General features: G+C 71.3%; 15 protein-coding genes. 4 read left to right on the top strand and 11 right to left on the bottom strand.

What is annotated here, in order from left to right:
- The first annotated feature begins 71 nt into the window (after window positions 1-71).
- Genes zwf through pgl form a run of 3 tightly spaced genes read left to right on the top strand, consistent with a single transcriptional unit; the run spans window position 72 to window position 3,368 of the window.
- On the top strand, window positions 72-1,616 hold the full coding sequence (zwf, locus tag NBM05_RS00245; protein ID WP_373689250.1) for a glucose-6-phosphate dehydrogenase: 1,545 nt from the start codon (window positions 72-74) through the stop codon (window positions 1,614-1,616).
- Window positions 1,616-2,602 (top strand): glucose-6-phosphate dehydrogenase assembly protein OpcA, encoded by a 987-nt coding sequence (locus NBM05_RS00240; protein ID WP_254164105.1) that lies wholly within the window; start codon window positions 1,616-1,618, stop codon window positions 2,600-2,602. The genes zwf and NBM05_RS00240 overlap by 1 nt, the downstream gene beginning before the upstream one ends.
- Window positions 2,595-3,368, top strand: coding sequence for a 6-phosphogluconolactonase (gene pgl, locus NBM05_RS00235; protein WP_254164103.1), 774 nt, complete (start codon window positions 2,595-2,597; stop codon window positions 3,366-3,368). The genes NBM05_RS00240 and pgl overlap by 8 nt, the downstream gene beginning before the upstream one ends.
- 234 nt (window positions 3,369-3,602) lie before the next feature.
- Here the strand turns inward: pgl and secG are convergent, their stop codons facing one another.
- The 11 genes from secG to uvrA all read right to left on the bottom strand — a co-directional run bounded on the left by secG (window position 3,603) and on the right by uvrA (window position 17,028).
- Complete coding sequence (secG, locus tag NBM05_RS00230; RefSeq protein WP_254164101.1) at window positions 3,603-3,851, bottom strand: preprotein translocase subunit SecG; 249 nt, start codon at window positions 3,849-3,851, stop codon at window positions 3,603-3,605.
- 132 nt (window positions 3,852-3,983) lie between these two features.
- The gene (gene tpiA / locus NBM05_RS00225) at window positions 3,984-4,799 is read right to left on the bottom strand and encodes a triose-phosphate isomerase (protein ID WP_254164099.1); all 816 of its coding nucleotides are present in this window, start codon (window positions 4,797-4,799) and stop codon (window positions 3,984-3,986) included.
- A gap of 118 nt (window positions 4,800-4,917) precedes the next feature.
- Window positions 4,918-6,141: a phosphoglycerate kinase gene (locus NBM05_RS00220; RefSeq protein ID WP_254164097.1), complete on the bottom strand. Its 1,224-nt coding sequence runs from the start codon at window positions 6,139-6,141 to the stop codon at window positions 4,918-4,920.
- A 50-nt stretch (window positions 6,142-6,191) separates the two neighbouring features.
- Entirely contained in the window at window positions 6,192-7,196 is a 1,005-nt protein-coding gene (gene gap, locus NBM05_RS00215; protein WP_254164095.1) for a type I glyceraldehyde-3-phosphate dehydrogenase, read from the bottom strand.
- A 358-nt stretch (window positions 7,197-7,554) separates the two neighbouring features.
- Entirely contained in the window at window positions 7,555-8,529 is a 975-nt protein-coding gene (gene whiA, locus NBM05_RS00210; protein ID WP_254164093.1) for a DNA-binding protein WhiA, read from the bottom strand.
- An 86-nt stretch (window positions 8,530-8,615) separates the two neighbouring features.
- Window positions 8,616-9,635 (bottom strand): gluconeogenesis factor YvcK family protein, encoded by a 1,020-nt coding sequence (locus tag NBM05_RS00205; protein WP_254164091.1) that lies wholly within the window; start codon window positions 9,633-9,635, stop codon window positions 8,616-8,618.
- Window positions 9,636-9,644: 9 nt separating this feature from the next.
- Complete coding sequence (gene rapZ / locus NBM05_RS00200; protein ID WP_373689249.1) at window positions 9,645-10,565, bottom strand: RNase adapter RapZ; 921 nt, start codon at window positions 10,563-10,565, stop codon at window positions 9,645-9,647.
- Between the two features lie 61 nt (window positions 10,566-10,626).
- Window positions 10,627-12,612 carry an excinuclease ABC subunit UvrC gene (gene uvrC, locus NBM05_RS00195; protein ID WP_254164089.1) on the bottom strand — a complete coding sequence of 662 codons (1,986 nt, stop codon included), beginning with the start codon at window positions 12,610-12,612 and terminating at the stop codon, window positions 10,627-10,629.
- A 49-nt stretch (window positions 12,613-12,661) separates the two neighbouring features.
- Window positions 12,662-13,351, bottom strand: coding sequence for a lysophospholipid acyltransferase family protein (locus NBM05_RS00190; protein ID WP_254164087.1), 690 nt, complete (start codon window positions 13,349-13,351; stop codon window positions 12,662-12,664).
- A gap of 39 nt (window positions 13,352-13,390) precedes the next feature.
- A complete protein-coding gene (locus NBM05_RS00185; RefSeq protein ID WP_254164085.1) occupies window positions 13,391-14,131 on the bottom strand; it encodes an HAD hydrolase-like protein in 741 nt (246 codons plus the stop codon).
- A complete protein-coding gene (gene uvrA / locus NBM05_RS00180; protein WP_254164083.1) occupies window positions 14,128-17,028 on the bottom strand; it encodes an excinuclease ABC subunit UvrA in 2,901 nt (966 codons plus the stop codon). Before uvrA ends, NBM05_RS00185 begins: the two co-directional genes overlap by 4 nt.
- Window positions 17,029-17,259: 231 nt before the next feature.
- On the opposite strand from uvrA, the gene NBM05_RS00175 reads away from it, so the two are divergent.
- A complete protein-coding gene (locus NBM05_RS00175; RefSeq protein WP_254164081.1) occupies window positions 17,260-17,928 on the top strand; it encodes an MBL fold metallo-hydrolase in 669 nt (222 codons plus the stop codon).

The raw sequence follows: 17,928 nt of genomic DNA, 5'->3' as shown, positions 1-17,928 counted from the left end.
CGTCCCCTCCCGGGCGCCCGCGGCGGCGCGGTCCGGTCCCGCGGACCGCGCGTTCCTCCACCGACCGAAGGATGAGCGTGTCCCCGACTCACGAATCGAATCCACTCAGGGATCCCCACGACAGGCGCCTGACCCGCATCGCGGGGCCCTCGGCGCTGGTGCTCTTCGGCGTCACGGGCGACCTCGCACGCAAGAAGCTGCTGCCCGCGATCTACGACCTCATGAACCGCGGCCTGCTGCCCCCGAGCTTCGCGCTCGTCGGCTTCGGCCGCCGCGAGTGGTCCGACGAGGACTTCGTGGCCCAGGTGCGCGACGCCGTCGAGAACCACTCGCGCACGCCGTTCCGCGAGGACGTGTGGAACCAGCTGACCTCGGGCATCCGCTTCGTCCAGGGCGCCTTCGACGACCCCGAGGCGTTCGGCCGCCTGCGCGCGGTCCTCGACCAGCTGGACGAGGACCGCGGCACCAAGGGCAACCACGCCTTCTACCTCTCCATCCCTCCCAATGCCTTCGAGCAGGTCTGCCAGCAGCTCGCCGACAACGACCTCGCGACCCACGAGCAGACCTCGGGGTGGCGCCGGGTCGTCATCGAGAAGCCCTTCGGGCACGACCTCGACTCCGCGCGGGAGCTGAACGCGATCGTCGAGCGGGTCTTCCCCGCCGACTCCGTCTTCCGGATCGACCACTACCTCGGCAAGGAGACGGTCCAGAACATCCTGGCCCTGCGCTTCGCCAACCAGATGTTCGAGCCGCTGTGGAACGCCAACTACGTGGACCACGTGCAGATCACCATGGCCGAGGACATCGGCATCGGCTCGCGCGCGGGGTACTACGACGGCGTCGGGGCCGCCCGGGACGTCATCCAGAACCACCTGCTCCAGCTGCTCGCGCTCACCGCGATGGAGGAGCCCATCAGCTTCGGGGCCGACCACCTGCGCTCCGAGAAGGAGAAGGTGCTCGCCGCCGTCCGGCTCCCCGAGGACCTCGAGGAGGCCTCGGCGCTGGGCCAGTACGCCGGCGGGCTGCAGGGCGGCGAGGAGGTCAAGTCGTTCCTGGAGGAGCAGGACATCCCGCAGGACTCCCTGACCGAGACCTACGCGGCCATCAAGCTGGACATCAACACGCGCCGCTGGTCCGGGGTCCCCTTCTACCTCCGGGCCGGCAAGCGCCTGGGCCGGCGGGTCACCGAGATCGCCGTGGTCTTCAAGTCCTCACCCAACCTGCTGTTCCGGCACCGCTCCCACGAGGACTCGGACCAGAACGCCATCGTGATCCGCATCCAGCCCGACGAGGGCGTGACCATCCGGCTCGCCTCCAAGGTCCCCGGGACCCAGCGGGAGCTGCGCGCGGTGAACATGGACTTCGGCTACGGATCCTCCTTCACGGAGTCGAGCCCGGAGGCCTACGAGCGGCTGATCCTCGACGTCCTGCTCGGGGAGCCGCCGCTGTTCCCGCGCCACGAGGAGGTCGAGCTGTCCTGGAAGATCCTCGACCCGTTCGAGGAGCACTGGCGGGACCACGGGGTCCGGCCCGAGACCTACGTGCCGGGGTCCTGGGGACCCGAGTCGGCACACCGTCTACTCGCCCGCGACGGGCGCGCCTGGAGGAGGCCGTAATGGGCACCGTTCTGGAAGACACCACCACGTCCAACGTGGACAAGACCCTCTCCCGGCTCCGCGCGGAGACCGGGGTGCGCACCCTCGGCCGGGTGCTGACCCTGGTCATCATCGCGGAGAAGGGGCACTCCAAGAAGGCCGTCGAGGCGGCGATCTCGGCCAGCCGGGAGCACCCGTGCCGGATCATCGTCCACATCGCCCACGACGCCGAGGCCGAGAACCGCCTGGACGCCGAGATCAACCTGGGCGGCGAGGCCGGCGCCAGCGAGGTCGTCATCCTGCGCGGCTGGGGCGACTCCGCCCGGGCCTCGGAGCCCCTGCTCGCGGCCCTGCTGCTGCCGGACGCCCCGATCGTGGTCTGGTGGCCCCACGCCCTGCCCGACGACGACGCCGACGAGTCGCTGCGGCAGATCTCGACCCGCCGGATCACCGACTCCGCCCGCGCCGAGCACCCGTGGAAGGCCCTGAACGCGCTGCGCAAGACCTACCTGCCGGGCGACACGGACCTGGCCTGGACGCGCCTGACCCAGTGGCGCATCCAGCTCGCCGCGGTCCTGGACGACCTGCCGCCCGAGGCGACCCGCAAGGTCGTCGTCGAGGGCTCGGAGCGCTCCCCGTCCGTGATCCTGCTGGGCGCCTGGCTGGGCTACAAGCTGGACGCCGACGTCGAGGTGCTCGGCGACCCCCACCAGCGCGGCCTCTTCCGGGTCACGCTGTGCCGCGAGGGCGGCGACGTCACGATCCACCGCCCCGGCCGGAGCGTGGCGACCCTCTCCCAGCCCGGCAGCCCGGACCAGCAGATCGCCCTGCCGGTCCGCACGCTGGACCAGTGCCTCGCCGAGGAGCTGCGCCGCCTGGACCCGGACGAGGCCTTCGGCGACGTCCTGACCCGCGGCCTCGAGAGCGCGCGGGTCACCTGGCTCGAGGGAGACATCGACGGGGAGCCCGTCGATGAGGACACCAGAACGGAGGCCTACGATGCCTGAGCGACACCCCCTGACCGTCGTCCACCCGGACAAGGACCGGCTGCGCGAGGCGACCGGCGCCCGGATCGTCCTGGCGCTGGCCGACGCCCTGGCCGAGCGGGAGACCGTGCACGTCAGCCTCACCGGCGGCAGCATGGGCATCGCCGTCTGGGAGGCGGTGGCCTCGAGCCCGCTGGCCGAGCTCGTCGCGTGGGACCGCGTGCACTTCTGGTGGTCCGACGAGCGCTTCCTCCCCACCGGCGACGGTGATCGCAACGCCCAGCAGGCGTTCGACGCGTTCCTCGGCGGTTCGGCGGTTCCGGCGGGCAACATCCACGTCATGGGTTCCAGCGACGAGTTCCCGGACCAGCACCGTGCGGCCGAGGTCTACGCGGCCGAGCTGGCCGAGTGGGCCGAGGACGGCGCGGCGGCCCCCCGCTTCGACCTCACGCTGCTGGGCATGGGCCCGGACGGGCACATGGCCTCCCTGTTCCCGGGGCGCGAGGAGATCCTCGAGGACGACGCCGCCGCGCTCGGCATCGAGGACTCCCCCAAGCCGCCTCCCGGCCGGGTGACGCTCACTCTGCCGCTGATCAACGGCTCCGAGCGGGTGTGGTTCCTGGTCGCCGGGCAGGACAAGGCGCCGGCGCTGGGACGCGTGCTGGACGTGGCCGGCCGGGCCGCCACCGTCGAGGAGCTGCGCGAGACGCCGGCGGCCGGCGCCCACGGCATCCGGGAGACGCTGTACCTGGTGACGCGCGACGCGGTGGGCGAGGCGGGCGGCTGAGTCGGCGCCTCCGCGAGCCGGGGCGGCGGGCGGCTGACTCGGCGCTTCCGCGAGCCGGACGGAGGCCGATCCCGCCCGCCGCGGGCGGCGCGGGCGTCTGCTCCGGGGTTCCGTGAGGTGCGCCCCCCCCCCGATCCTTTCGCCCCGCACGCGAAGAGCGCCGGTTCCCTTCGAGGGAACCGGCGCTCTTCGCGTATCCGGGATGCGCCGACCCGCGCGCCGCGAGGCCGGGGCCTAGATGACCGTGAGCCGCAGCATGAGGGCGTAGGCGATGATCGCCACGACCCACACGAGGATCGTGGTCACGGTCAGCCGCACCAGGTTGCGCGAGGCGACGCCGGAGGAGTTCAGCGAGCTGGTCATGCCGCCGCCGAACATGTCGGACAGTCCCCCGCCCTTGCCCTTGTTGAGCAGCACGAAGAAGACCGTGAGCACGCTCGTCAGGGCGATGATCCCGATCAGGAGCCAGCGAATGATTTCCACGTCGACCTTTCCCTCGCGTCCGGGGCCGCCGTGCGGCCGGCCGGGCGCTCTCGTGTTGTTGACCGGATCCGACTATACGGCATGGGCGGGGCGGCGGTCAGCCCTGCCACCCCGCCCCGCCGGCGTCGTGCCCTAGGACGCGACGTGGTCCTCGAAGCGGGCGATGTTGGCGAACTCCTCGGCCTTCAGCGAGGCGCCGCCGACCAGGACGCCGTCGACGTCGCGCTCGGCCAGGATCGCCGCGGCGTTGGCCGCCTTGACGGAGCCGCCGTAGAGGATGCGGACCTTGCGGGCGGTCTCCTCGCCGTAGAGGCGCTCGAGCTCGGCGCGGATCGCGGCCGACATCTCCTGGGCGTCCTCCGGGCCGGCGACCTCGCCGGTGCCGATGGCCCACACGGGCTCGTAGGCGACGACGAGGCTCGCGGCGTCCTCGGCGGAGACGCCGGCGAGCGAGCCGCGCAGCTGCTCGAGCGTGTAGTCCACGTGCGTGCCGGCCTGGCGGACCTCGAGGCCCTCGCCGACGCACAGGATGGGGGTCAGGCCGTGGCGGTAGGCCGCGGCGACCTTGCGGGCGCACAGCTCGTCGGACTCGCCGTGGATGGTCCGGCGCTCGGAGTGGCCGACCAGCACGAAGGCGCAGTCGAGCTTCTTGAGGAAGGCGCCGGAGATGTCCCCGGTAAAGGCCCCGGAGTCCTGGTCCGAGAGGTCCTGGCCGCCGTAGGCCAGCTTCAGCTTGTCCCCGGCGACCAGGGTCTGCACGGAGCGCAGGTCGGTCGCGGGCGGGAAGACGGCGACCTGGACGCGGGCGTGGTCGAAGTTCTTGGCGTCGTCGAGCGTCCAGGCGAGCTTCTGGACCAGGGCCACGCCCTCGGCGTGGTCGAGGTTCATCTTCCAGTTGCCGGCGATCAGCGGCTGGCGGTCGTAGACGCCGTCGGTCTGCGTGGTCATGGGGGGTTCCTTTCGTCGGGAGCCGGGCCGCGAGGATGCGGCGCGGCGATCCGGGCGGGGCGGCGGGCCGGACGGGCGAGGAGGGCGGATCGTCGACGATCCGCCCTCCTCGTGGCCGCTAGGCCCCCAGCGCCTCGAGCCCGGGAAGGGTCTTGCCCTCGATGAACTCGAGGGAGGCGCCGCCGCCGGTGGAGATGTGGCCGAACTGGTCGTCGGTGAAGCCGAGGTTGCGCACCGCCGAGGCGGAGTCGCCGCCGCCGATCACGCTCATCGCCGGGGAGTCGACGATCGCGCGGGCCACCGCGCGGGTGCCCTCGGCGAAGGCCTCCATCTCGAAGACGCCCACGGGGCCGTTCCAGAAGATCGTGCCGGCCCGGGCGATGTACCCGGCGAAGAGCTCGCGGGTCTTCGGCCCGATGTCCAGGCCCGTGCCGGAGGCGCCGATCTCGCCCTCCTCGAGGGACTCCACGGGGCGCACCTCGGTGCGGGCGTCGGCGTCGAACTTCTCGGCCCAGACGATGTCCACCGGCAGGACGAACTCGGTGCCGGCCTCCTCGGCGCGCTTCAGGTAGGCCCGGACGTTCTCGACCTGGTCCTTCTCGAGCAGGGAGGAGCCGACGGCGTAGCCCTGGGCGGCCGCGAAGGTGTAGCCCATGCCGCCGCCGATCAGCAGGGCGTCGGCCTTGCCGATCAGGTTGTCGATCACGGCGAGCTTGTCCGAGACCTTGGACCCGCCCATGATGACCACGAAGGGCCGGTCCGGCTCCTGGATGACCTTGGTGAGGACGTCCAGCTCGGTCTTGACCAGGTCGCCCAGGTAGGAGGGCAGGCGCTGGGCGATGTCGTAGACGGAGGCGTGGCGGCGGTGCACCGCGCCGAACGCGTCGTCCACGTACGCGCCGTCCTCCCCGGTCAGGGAGGCCAGCTCGCCGGCGAACTCCGCGCGCTCGGCGTCGTCCTTGGAGGTCTCGCGCGGGTCGAAGCGGACGTTCTCCAGGACCAGGATCTGGCCGTCCCGGAGGGCCTCGGCCCGGGCGCGGGCGTCCTCCCCCACGACGTCGCTCGCCGCCAGCACCTCGACGCCGGCGAGCTCCCCCAGTCGCTCGGCGGCCGGGGCCAGCGAGTACCGGGGGTCCACCTGGCCCTTGGGGCGGCCCAGGTGGGCCATCACGATGACACGCGCGCCGGCGCGGGCCAGCTTCTCCAGGACCGGCAGCGAGGCGCGGATGCGCCCGTCGTCGGTGACCCTGGTCCCGTCCAGCGGGACGTTGAGGTCCGAGCGGACGAGGACGGTGCGCCCCTCCACTCCCTGGGACATCAGCTCGGCCAGTGCGTGTGCCATCGTGTTAGCTCTCCAAACGTCGTCGTGAGGTGGTGACTGCTACCGGTAGCCTACAGCTCGGCCGCCAGCTTGTTGGTGAACATGACGGTGCGGGAGGTGTAGCCCCACTCGTTGTCGTACCACGCGAAGACCTTGACCTGGCCGCCGATGACGGTGGTCAGCGGGGCGTCGAACACGGTGGCGATGGGCTCGCCCTCGATGTCCTTGGAGACGATGGGCTCCTCGGAGTACTTGATGATGCCCTTGAGCTCGCCCTCGGCGGCCTCCTTGAGCGCGGCGTTGACCTGCTCGGCGGTGACCTCCTTCTCCGGGGTGAAGGTCAGGTCGGTGATCGAGCCGGTGATGACGGGGACGCGGATGGCCAGGCCGTCCAGCTTGCCCTCCAAGGCCGGCAGCACCTTGCCGACGGTCTTGGCGGCACCGGTGCTGGTGGGGACCATGTTCACGGCGGCGGCGCGGGCGCGGCGCAGGTCGGAGTGGGGGGCGTCCTGCAGGCGCTGGTCGGCGGTGTAGGCGTGGATGGTGGTCATCAGGCCCTCCTTGATGCCGAAGCTGTCGTTCAGCACCTTCGCCAGCGGGGCCAGGCAGTTGGTGGTGCAGGAGGCGTTGGAGACGATGTTGTGCTTCGAGGAGTCGTACTCGCCGTCGTTGACGCCCATGACGAACGTGCCGTCCAGGTTCTTGCCCGGGGCGGAGACGATGACCTTGCGGGCGCCGGCGTCGAGGTGGGCCTTGGCCTTCTCGCCGTCGGTGAAGAAGCCGGTGGACTCCAGGACGATGTCGACCCCGAGGTCCTTCCAGGGCAGGTTGGCCGGGTCCTTCTCGGAGAGCACGCGGACCTCGTGGCCGTCGACGACGATGTTGCCGTCGCGGACCTCGACCTCGGCGTCGAGCGGGCCCATGATCGAGTCGTACTTGAGGAGGTGCGCCAGGGTCTTGGGGTCGGTGAGGTCGTTCAGGGCGACGATCTCGAGGTTCTCGCCCTGCTCGCGCACGGCGCGGAAGAAGTTGCGGCCGATGCGTCCGAAGCCGTTGATTCCGATGCGTACAGTCACTGCGATCAAACTCCTCAGTCTGAGTGGTGGCGGTCGTCGGACGCGCGCCGGAGGGCGCCCGTCCAGCCGAAGTCAACGCTACGCGTCGGGCGCAGCGCCCGGAAGCCCATGTGTGGGTTTCCCTTCGGACCTGATCCCAGTTTAGGTGATTTCGTGTGCGTTTGGGTGTGTTTCCGGCAGATTTTTTCGAGGAGTCGGGAACAGGGGTCCGTGGTGGGGGTCACGCGCGTGCCTCCGCGGCCCTCCACGAACCCCGGCCCGCCGGTGCATGCGCGAGGACCCGCCCCGCCGGAGGGGGCGGGACGGGTCCGTGCGATGAGGTGGGTTCGGTTGCGCTTTGAGCTGAACGGCCCGGGGCTCAGGCCTCCTCGGCCCGGTCCACGGCGTCGGTGCCGGGAATCCCCTCCGCGATGGCGTGCTTGTCCGCCATGGCCAGCAGGCGGCGGATCCGGCCCGCGATCGCGTCCTTGGTCAGCGGCGGGTCGGCCAGCCGGCCCAGCTCGTCGAGGCTCGCGTGGCGGTGGGCCAGCCGCAGGCGGCCGGCGTAGAGCAGGTGGTCCGGGACGTCCTCGCCGAGGATCTCCAGCGCGCGCTCGACCCGGGCCCCCGCGGCCACCGCAGCCTGCGCCGAGCGGCGGAGGTTGGCGTCGTCGAAGTTGGCCAGCCGGTTGGCGGTGGCCCGCACGTCCCGGTGGGTCCGGCGGTCCTGCCACTGCTCCAGCATCCCGAAGGCGCCCATGCGGCGGAGCAGCTGGGCGATGGTCTCGCCGTCGCGCACGACGACGCGGTCCGCGCCCCTGACCTCGCGCGCCTTGGCGAAGACGTCGAGCCGGCGGGCCGCGCCCACCAGCGCCAGCGCCGCCTCCGGCCCGGGGCAGGTGAACTCCATGGCGGAGGAGCGCCCCGGCTCGGTCAGCGAGCCGTGGGCGAGGAACGCGCCGCGCATCACGGCCTCGGATTCGGCGAGCGAGCCGTTGACCACGGCCGGGGGCAGGCCCCGCACCGGGCGGCCGCGCGTGTCCAGCAGTCCGGTCTGGCGGGCCAGCGCCTCCCCGCCGCGGCGCACACGCACCAGGTAGTGCTCGCCGCGCTTGAGCGCGCCCCCGGAGACGCCGAGCAGCTCGCTGCGGTGGCCGTAGACGTCCTCGATCACGGTCCTGACGCGCTGCGCGGTCGGCAGGTGGTCGAGCTCGGCCTCGATGACGATCTGGTCCCCCACCAGGTGCAGGCCTCCCGCGAAGCGCAGGATCGTGGCGACCTCCGCCTGCTTCGTCACGGACTTCGGCACGTCGAGGGCGGCGAGTTCGTCTTTCACGAGTGCCGTGAGGGCCATGCTGGGATTACCTCCGAATTGGGCTGAGGGGCACCGCGCGACGGCGCGCGGTGCGGCCGTGCAGTGATGTGGACCTTCAGGCGAGGTTACACGCTCGGTTCCGGAGGTTCCACGTGAGTGCGGTCGGTCGCCCCACTCATGACCTCGTGGTAGGCCGCCGCCAGCAGCAGGGGGTCGTGGACGTCCGCGGACCCCTGGGCCCGCACGCGGCGCCACAGGACCCGGGCGCCGCGCCGCGCGGCCGCGGCCTCGAACTCCTCGACGCGGTCGATGGCCGAGGGGTCGGCGATGACGGCGTCGACCCTCAGCTCGGGGGCGAAGCGGGCCAGCGCCTCGAGGTGCCCCGCCGCCCCGAGCCCGGCCGTCTCGTGCTCCTCCAGCCCCAGGTTCATGGTCACGCAGATCTTGGCGTCCGACTGCTGCAGCGCGGCGCGGTTGGCCGGAACGAGCAGGTGCGGGATCACGGAGGTGAACCACGAGCCGGGGCCCAGGACGACCCACTCGGCCTCGCGCATCGAGGCGACGGACTCGGGGCACGGCCGGGGGTCGGCGGGCGTGAGGGCCACGTCCTCGACCCGCGGCTCCTTCGCGAGCCGCGCCTGGCCGGTCACCGTGCGGCGCACGCCGTCGCGGCCCACCGCGCAGCCCGTGATGACCAGCGGATCCAGCGCCATCGGCAGCACCCGGCCGTGGATCCGCAGGAGCCGGCCCGCCCACTCGAGGCCCGCCACCGGATCGTCGAGCATCTGCCACAGCGCGAGGATGATGAGGTTGCCCATCGCATGGCCGTGCAGCTCGTGCGGCCCGTCGGGCAGGCCCTCGAACCGGTGCTGCATGGCCCGCTGCCACAGATGGCCCCACTCCGAGTCGTCGCACAGCGCCGAGAGCGCCATCCGCAGGTCGCCGGGCGGGAGGACGCCGAACTGCTCGCGCAGGCGGCCCGAGGAGCCGCCGTCGTCGGCCACGGTCACCACGGCGTCGAGGTGGGGGGTCAGCCGCCGCAGGGCGGAGAGGGAGGCGTAGAGCCCGTGGCCCCCGCCCAGCGCGGTGACGCGGGGCGGGGGCGGGGTCCGCGCCTCCTCGGGTCCGGTCTCGGGGATCGGCATCGCGGGCACCTATTCCCGCCCCAGGTCCCGGTGTTGCACACTGACGGTCACGTTGGGGTAGGACTTCAGCCGCCGGGCGACCTCCTCGGCCACGGCCACCGAGCGGTGCTTGCCGCCGGTGCACCCGAGCGCGATGGTCGCGTAGTGCTTGCTCTCGGCGCGGTAGCCGGTGAGCACCGGGCCGATCGCCTCGACGTAGAGGTCCACGAACCGGGCGGCGCCGCCGTTGCCCAGGACGTAGTCGCGGACCGCGGCGTCGCGCCCGGTCTGGGGACGCAGCTCGGGCACCCAGTGCGGGTTGGGGATGAAGCGCATGTCGGCCAGGAAGTTGGCGTCCGCCGGCACGCCGTACTTGAAGCCGAAGCTCATGACCGTGAGGTTGATGACCGAGGGCCCCGTCATCGAGTAGGTGTCCGCGATGACCTTCGCGAGCTCGTGGACGTTGTAGCCGGTGGTGTCCAGCACGACGTCGGCCCGCTGGCGCAGGTCCCGCAGGAGCTCCCGCTCGGTCTCGATGCCGTCGAGGATCCGGCCCTCCCCCTGGAGCGGGTGCGGGCGCCGCTGGGCCTCGTAGCGGGCGATGATCGCGGCGTCGGAGGCGTCCAGGAACAGCACCGTGAAGTCCACCGGCGCCGTGGCCACGAGGTTCAGCGCCTCCCGGAAGTCGGCGAAGAGCGCCTTGCCGCGGATGTCGATGATGACGGCCAGCTTGGGCATCGACTGCGGGGCGCGCGCCACGAGGTCCACGAGGGGGCTGAGCATCTGCGGGGGCAGGTTGTCCACCACGTACCAGCCGTTGTCCTCCAGGGCGTGGGCGGCGGTGGAGCGGCCGGCCCCGGACATGCCGGTGATCACCAGCATCTCCGTGCGCTCCGGCTTCTCGTGCCGCAGGGGCTCGGCGGGCGGGGTCGTGGTCTCGTCGCTCACCATGCTGATCTCGCTTCCGTGTCACCGTGACGGGCCGGCCGGGCGAGCCGGCCCAGCTCCCAGGTTACCCGGCAGTCGCGGCCTCCCCCGGCTCCGACTCCTCGTCCTGGGCGATCAGGTGCTCCAGGACCTTCTCGGCGAGGGTCGGGCCGATGCCGCGGACCTCGGCGAGCCGGTCCGGCGTCGCCTCCTGGATGGCCTTGAGCGAGCCGAAGTGCTTGATGAGGGCGTCGCGCCGGCTCGCGCCCAGGCCCGGGACCCCGTCCAGCGCGGAGACCAGCATGGCCTTGCCCCGCTTGGAGCGGTGGAAGGTGATGGCGAAGCGGTGGGCCTCGTCGCGTAGGCGCTGGAGCAGGAACAGGCCGTTGGAGGAGCGGGGCAGGATCACGGGGAAGTCGTCGTCGGGCACCCAGATCTCCTCGAGGCGCTTCGCGAGCCCGACGACGTGCACGCCCGTCACGCCCAGGTCCTCGAGCGCGCGGCGGGCGGCCTCGACCTGGGGCGGCCCGCCGTCGACGACGACCAGGTTGGGCGGGTAGGCGAAGCGCGTGGGCTCCTGCGCGGAGGCGTCGGCGATCTCCCCCGAGGCGCGCGGCGCGGCACGGCGCTCCTCCTGCTCGGCGAGGTGGCGCTTGAAGCGGCGGTGGATGACGTCGTACATCGACGCCGTGTCGTCCCGGGCCGCCTCCCCGCGGATCGAGAACTTCCGGTAGTCGGACTTCTTGGGCAGGCCGTCCTCGAAGACCACCATCGAGGCGACCACGTTGGTGCCCTGCGAGTGGGAGATGTCGTAGCACTCGATGCGCATCAGCGCGTCGGGCAGGTCCAGGGCCTCCTGCAGCTCCTGCAGCGAGGCCGAGCGGGTCGTGAGGTCCCCGGCCCGCCGGGACTTGTGCAGCATGAGCGACTGCCGGGCGTTCTCCGCCACGGTCTCCAGCAGCTGCGCGCGCTCCCCGCGCTGGGGCACCGCGATGCTCACGCGGCTGCCGCGCAGCCCGCTCAGCCACTCCTCCAGCTGCAGCGCGTCCTCGGGCATGGTCGGCACCAGGACGGTGCGGGGGATCTCGTGGCGGGTCAGGTCCCGCTCGTCGGGGGTGCTGGCCAGAGTCACGGCCGACTCGCCGTAGACCTGCTGGAGCAGCTGGGCGATCATCTCGGCGGGCGTGCGGTCCTCGACCTTCTCCACGATCCAGCCGCGCTGGCCCCGGATGCGGCCCTCCCGCACGTGGAAGACCTGCGCGGCCGCCTCCAGCTCGTCCTCGTGGTAGGCGAAGAGGTCGGCGTCGACCGAGTCGTTCAGGACCACGGCGTTGCGCTCGAAGGCCTTGCGCAGGGCCCCGATGTCGTCGCGCAGCTTCGCGGCGTGCTCGAACTCCATGTTCTCCGCCGCGCGCTCCATCTGGGAGGTCAGCTCGCGGATGTACCTCTCCGAGCCGCCCGCCATGAAGCGGCACAGGCTGTCGGCCAGCGCCCGGTGGTCCTCCTCGCTGATGCGCCCCACGCACGGCGCGGAGCACTTGTCGATGTAGCCCAGCAGGCACGGCCGCTGGGTCTGCTCGGCGCGCTTGAACACGGTGCGGGTGCAGGTGCGGACCGGGAAGACGCGCAGCAGCGCGTCGAGGGTCTCGCGGATGGCCCACGCGTGGGAGAACGGCCCGAAGTACCGGGTGCCCTTCTTCTTCTCCCCCCGCATGACCCGGGCGCGGGGGAAGCGGTCCGCCACCGAGACGGCCAGGTAGGGATAGGACTTGTCGTCCCGGTACTTGATGTTGAACTTGGGCGCGTACTGCTTGATCCAGGTGTACTCGAGCTGCAGCGACTCCAGCTCGGAGCCGACCACCGTCCACTCCACGCTCGCCCCGGAGTGCACCATCGCATAGGTCTTGGGCGCGAGCCGCTGCGGGTCGGCGAAGTAGGAGTTCAGCCGGTTGCGCAGGTTCTTGGCCTTGCCGACGTAGATGACGCGGCCGAACTCGTCGCGGAACCGGTACACCCCGGGATCCGTGGGGATCTGCCCCGTGGCGGGGCGGTAGCTGGCGGGGTTGGCCATGGTGGCTCGAGCTCCTGATCTCCTCGACGTCGTCGCGCCGGATCAGCTGCTAGGCGAGGGTGCCTGCGTCCTTGTCCAACGACGGCGAGGTGTTGTAGTCGTTCTTGCGGGCCTGGCCCGAGAGGGCCGCGATGCGGTCCATGATGACGTCCGTGGTCTGCCGGCGGCGCGGACCCGTCTGCTGGTCCCCCAGCGTCTCGAAGGTCAGCGGCTCCCCCACGCGGACGGTGAAGCGCACCGGCCGGATCAGCCGGGCGCCGGGAGGCTGGATGCGCTCGGTGCCGATGATCCCCACCGGCACCACGGGGGCGCCGGTCTTGTGCGCGAGCCAGGCGACCCCGACCTTGCCCCGGTAGAGGAACCCGTCCCGGGAGCGCGTGCCCTCGGGATAGATCCCGAAGACCCCGCCCTGCTCGAGCCGCTCCAGCCCGATGTCCAGGGCCTTGAGCCGCTCCGCCTGGTCCGAGCGGTTCACCGGGATGATGTCGATCAGCTCGAAGAACCGCTTCATGAACCGGCCCCGGAGCCCGGGCGAGTTGACGTACTCGGCCTTGGCCAGGAACGCCACGCGGCGCGGCATGAGCGCCGAGATGATCACGCTGTCCAGGAACGCCAGGTGATTGGAGGCCACGATGACCGGACCCTCCATCGGGAAGTTCTCCAGACCCGTGACCCGGGCCCGGAAGACCGTCTTGCACAGCCCGGTGATGCCGGCCTGGGCCAGCTCGTACGCCTTCACCTCTCGCGTTCCTCTCTGCTCGCGTGCTCAGGTCATACTTTACCCCGTGCCGGGGGGCCGGCCGCTCTGCCGGGCCGGGGCGAGGCCGCGCAGTCCGGTCAGCTCTGCGATCGCCGACCGCAGGCCCTCGACGTCGTCCACCACCGGCCGCGCCCCGGCGCCCGCGAGCTCTTCGGCCGAGCCGAAGCCCCAGGTCACGCCGATGCAGGGGATGCCGTTGGCGGCCGCCCCCGCGGCGTCGTACTCCCGGTCGCCGATCATCACGGCCGCGCCCGCGAGGTCCCGCCCGGCCGCGCCGAGCAGCTCCAGGGCGCGGGCGACGATGCCCGGCTTGTCGGTGGGCAGGGCGGCCGACTCCTCCCAGCGGTCGTCGCGGGCGCCGCTGATCGCGTGGAAGTACCGGGTCAGGCCGAACTCCCCGACGATGCGCTCGGCCGAGGGCTGCGGCTTCTGCGTCGCGATCGCAAGCCGCACCGGGAGCGCGCTCAGGTCCTCCAGCAGCTCGTGGACGCCCTCGTAGACGCTGGAGAGCTCCCGGGCCCGCTGCGGGTACTGCTCGCGGTAGGTCTCCACGATGGCCCGGTGTTGCTCGAACGGGATATCCGTGTGGCGTTCCAGGCCCTCCAGGGAGGAGGGTCCGACGAACTTGCGCAGGGTCGCGTCGTCGGGCCGGGCGAAGCCGTGGGCCTCGATGGCCGCCGCGATGCCGCCGGTGATGGCCCCGCCCGGGTCCAGCAGGGTCCCGTCGAGGTCGAAGAGGACGATCGGCTCGGTGCTCATGCGGTCTCCAGGATCTCGTCGAGGAACAGTCCGGTGTGGCTGCCCGCCACGCGGGCGACCTGCTCGGGCGTGCCCTCGGCGACGACCTGCCCGCCGCCGGAGCCGCCCTCCGGGCCCATGTCCACGATCCAGTCGGCGGACTTGATGACGTCGAGGTTGTGCTCGATCGTCAGGACGGTGTTGCCCTTGTCCACCAGCGACTGCAGGACGTTGAGCAGCTTGGAGATGTCCTCGAAGTGCAGGCCCGTGGTCGGCTCGTCCAGCACGTAGATGGTGCGGCCGTTGGAGCGCTTCTGCAGCTCGGAGGCGAGCTTGACGCGCTGCGCCTCGCCGCCGGAGAGCGTGGGCGCGGGCTGGCCCAGGCGGATGTACCCGAGCCCGACGTCGACCAGGGTGTTCAGGTGCCGGGCGATCGGGGTGAACGCGGAGAAGAACTCGGCGGCCTCCTCGACCGGCATGTCCAGCACCTCGGCGATGTTCTTGCCCTTGTACCGGATCTCCAGGGTCTCGCGGTTGTAGCGGGCCCCGTGGCAGACCTCGCAGGGCACGAAGACGTCCGGCAGGAAGTTCATCTCGATCTTCAGCGTGCCGTCGCCCGAGCAGGCCTCGCAGCGCCCGCCCTTGACGTTGAACGAGAAGCGGCCCGGCTGGTAGCCGCGCACCTTGGCCTCGTTGGTCTCGGCGAACAGGCGGCGGATGTGGTCGAAGACGCCGGTGTAGGTGGCCGGGTTGGACCGCGGCATGCGCCCGATGGGGCTCTGGTCCACGTGCACGATCTTGTCCAGGTGCTCGAGCCCCTCGACGCGGCGGTGCCGTCCCGGGACCTGCTTGGCGCCGTTGAGCTTGTTCGCGAGCGAGGTGTAGAGGATGTCGTTGACCAGCGTGGACTTGCCGGACCCGGAGACGCCCGTAATGGCCGTGAAGACGCCGAGGGGGAAGCTCACGCTGACGTCGTCGAGGTTGTTCTCGCGGGCGCCGACGACCTTGACCATGCGCTTGCGGTCGATCCTGCGGCGCTTGGCGGGCACCGCGATCTCCCGGCGCCGGGCCAGGTACGCACCGGTCAGCGAGTCCTCGTTCTCAAGCAGCCCCGCGTAGGGCCCCGAGTGGACGATCCGGCCGCCGTGCTCGCCCGCGCCGGGGCCGACGTCGACCACCCAGTCGGACTCCTTGATGGTGTCCTCGTCGTGCTCGACCACGATCAGCGTGTTGCCCATGTCGCGCAGCTTGGTCAGGGTCTCGATGAGCCGGCGGTTGTCCCGCTGGTGCAGGCCGATGGAGGGCTCGTCCAGGACGTAGAGGACGCCCACCAGGCCCGAGCCGATCTGGGTCGCGAGCCGGATGCGCTGCGCCTCGCCGCCGGACAGGGTCGCGGCCGCGCGGTCCAGGGTCAGGTAGTCGAGGCCGACGTCGAGCAGGAACTGCAGCCGGGCGTTGATCTCTTTGAGCACCTGCTCGGCGATCTTCAGCTCGCGCTGGGACAGCTCGAGGGCGTTCATGAACCGCTGCGTCTCCGCCATCGGCATCGAGGTGATCGAGGCGATGGACCGCCCGCCCACCGTGACGGCGAGCATGGTCGGGTTCAGCCGCGCGCCGCCGCAGGCCGGGCACGGGACCTGGCGCATGTACTGCTCGTAGCGGTCCTTGGCCCAGTCGGACTCGGTCTCCTCGTGCTTGCGCTTGATGTAGGCGTAGACGCCCTCGAAGCCCGAGGTGTAGCGCCGCTCCCGGCCGAAGCGGTTGCGGTAGGAGACCTCGACCTTGAAGTCCTTGCCGTCCAGGATGGCCCGGCGGGCCTTCGGGGTCAGCTTCTGCCACGGCGTGTTGAGGTCGAAGCCGGCCTCCTTGCCGAGCCCGCCCAGCAGCCGCAGCCAGTACTCGGTGGTGGACTTGCCCTGGGACCACGGGGCGATCGCGCCCTCGCCCAGCGTCTTCTCCGGGTCGGGGATGACGAGGTCCTCGTCCACCTCGAGTCGCGAGCCAATGCCGTCGCACTGCGAGCACGCACCGAAGGGGCTGTTGAAGGAGAAGGCCCGGGGCTCGATCTCGGTGGACTCGAGCTCGTGCTCGTTGGGGCAGGCCAGGAACTCGCTGAAGGTGCGCGTGCGCTCCTCGGAGTCCGGCTCCTCGTCCACGAAGTCGACGACGACGCGGCCGTCCGCGAGCCCGAGCGCCGTCTCGATCGAGTCGGTCAGCCGCTGCATGATCGAGTCCTTGACCACCAGCCGGTCCACGACCACGGAGATCGTGTGCTTGTACTGCTTCTTGAGCACGGGCGGGTCGGAGAGCTGGACCTGCTCGCCGTCGACGACGGCGCGCGCGTACCCCTGCTGGGTCAGGCTCTTGAACAGGTCCACGAACTCGCCCTTGCGGGAGCGGACCATGGGCGCGAGGACCTGCAGCCGGGTGCGCTCGGGCAGCGAGAGCAGCTGGTCCACGATCGCCTGCGGCGTCTGCCGCTCGATCGGCTCGCCGCACACGGGGCAGTGCGGGTGGCCCACGCGCGCCCACAGCAGGCGCATGTAGTCGTAGATCTCGGTGATCGTGCCGACCGTGGAGCGCGGGTTCTTCGACGTCGACTTCTGGTCGATCGACACGGCCGGGGAGAGGCCCTCGATGAAGTCGACGTCGGGCTTGTCCACCTGGCCGAGGAACATGCGGGCGTAGGCGGAGAGCGACTCGACGTAGCGGCGCTGGCCCTCGGCGAAGATCGTGTCGAAGGCGAGCGAGGACTTGCCGGAGCCGGACAGGCCGGTGAAGACCACCATCGCGTTGCGCGGGATGTGGAGGTCGACGTTGCGCAGGTTGTTCTCGCGCGCACCCTTCACCAGGATGTGGTCGAGGTCGTGCGGGGCGGAGGCGGCCGCGACCGCCGCGTCGGCGTGGACTGAGGTCATCTGAACACCTGATCTGCTGGACGTGTGCGTGCCGCGCTGCGGCGCCGCGCCTTGAGGGCGGGGCGCGCGCAGCGGGAGGATTCGAAGATTTATTCTAGCCTCGCCGTCAAGCCCCGGCGCGGGCCCCTCCCCCTCTTTTTACCCCGGGCGAACACGGTTGGACGAGGGGTGATGAACGCTTCATGTCCAGGGGTTGCGCAACTTCGCCGCCAGAGTCGTAAACTCGTGCCCATGATGGCAACGGCAACCAATTCGCTGGATCTGGGGGACCTGACGATCCGCCACATCAGCGTCTCCTCCATGGACAACAACGTCTACCTCCTGACGTGCAAGAGCACGGGGACTCAGCTGCTGATCGACGCGGCGGACGACCCGGACGCGATCTCGGGCATGGTCGCCGCCGGCCATCAGGACGTCAAGAGCAGCTGCACGTGCTGCGGCAACGTCCAGCTGATCGTCACCACGCACTCCCACTGGGACCACGTGCGCGCCCTGGCGGAGATCAAGTCCCGCTCCGAGGCGCTGGCCGCCTGCGGCGCGGCCGACGAGGCGGACGTCAACGTCCCCATGGACTTCACCTTCGAGGACGGGGACACCGCGGACCTCGACGGCTTCTCCCTGGACGTCATCGGCCTGCGCGGCCACACCCCCGGCTCGATCGCCCTGGCCTACACGCCGGAGGAGGGCCCCGTCCACATCTTCACGGGCGACTCGCTCTTCCCGGGCGGGGTGGGCAAGACCGCCTCGGACGCCGCCTTCCGGCAGCTGCTCTCCGACGTCACCACCCGGATCTTCGACGTCTACCCGGACGACACCGTGATCCTCCCCGGGCACGGCGCGAGCACGACGCTGGGCGCCGAGCGGCCCCACCTCGAGGAGTGGCGCGAGCGCGGCTGGTGA

The sequence above is a fragment of the Rothia santali genome (assembly GCF_024199905.1).
Lineage (GTDB): Bacteria > Actinomycetota > Actinomycetes > Actinomycetales > Micrococcaceae > Rothia > Rothia santali.
Note: the sequence above shows the minus strand (reverse complement) of the source record. Positions and strands in the feature narration are given on the sequence as shown.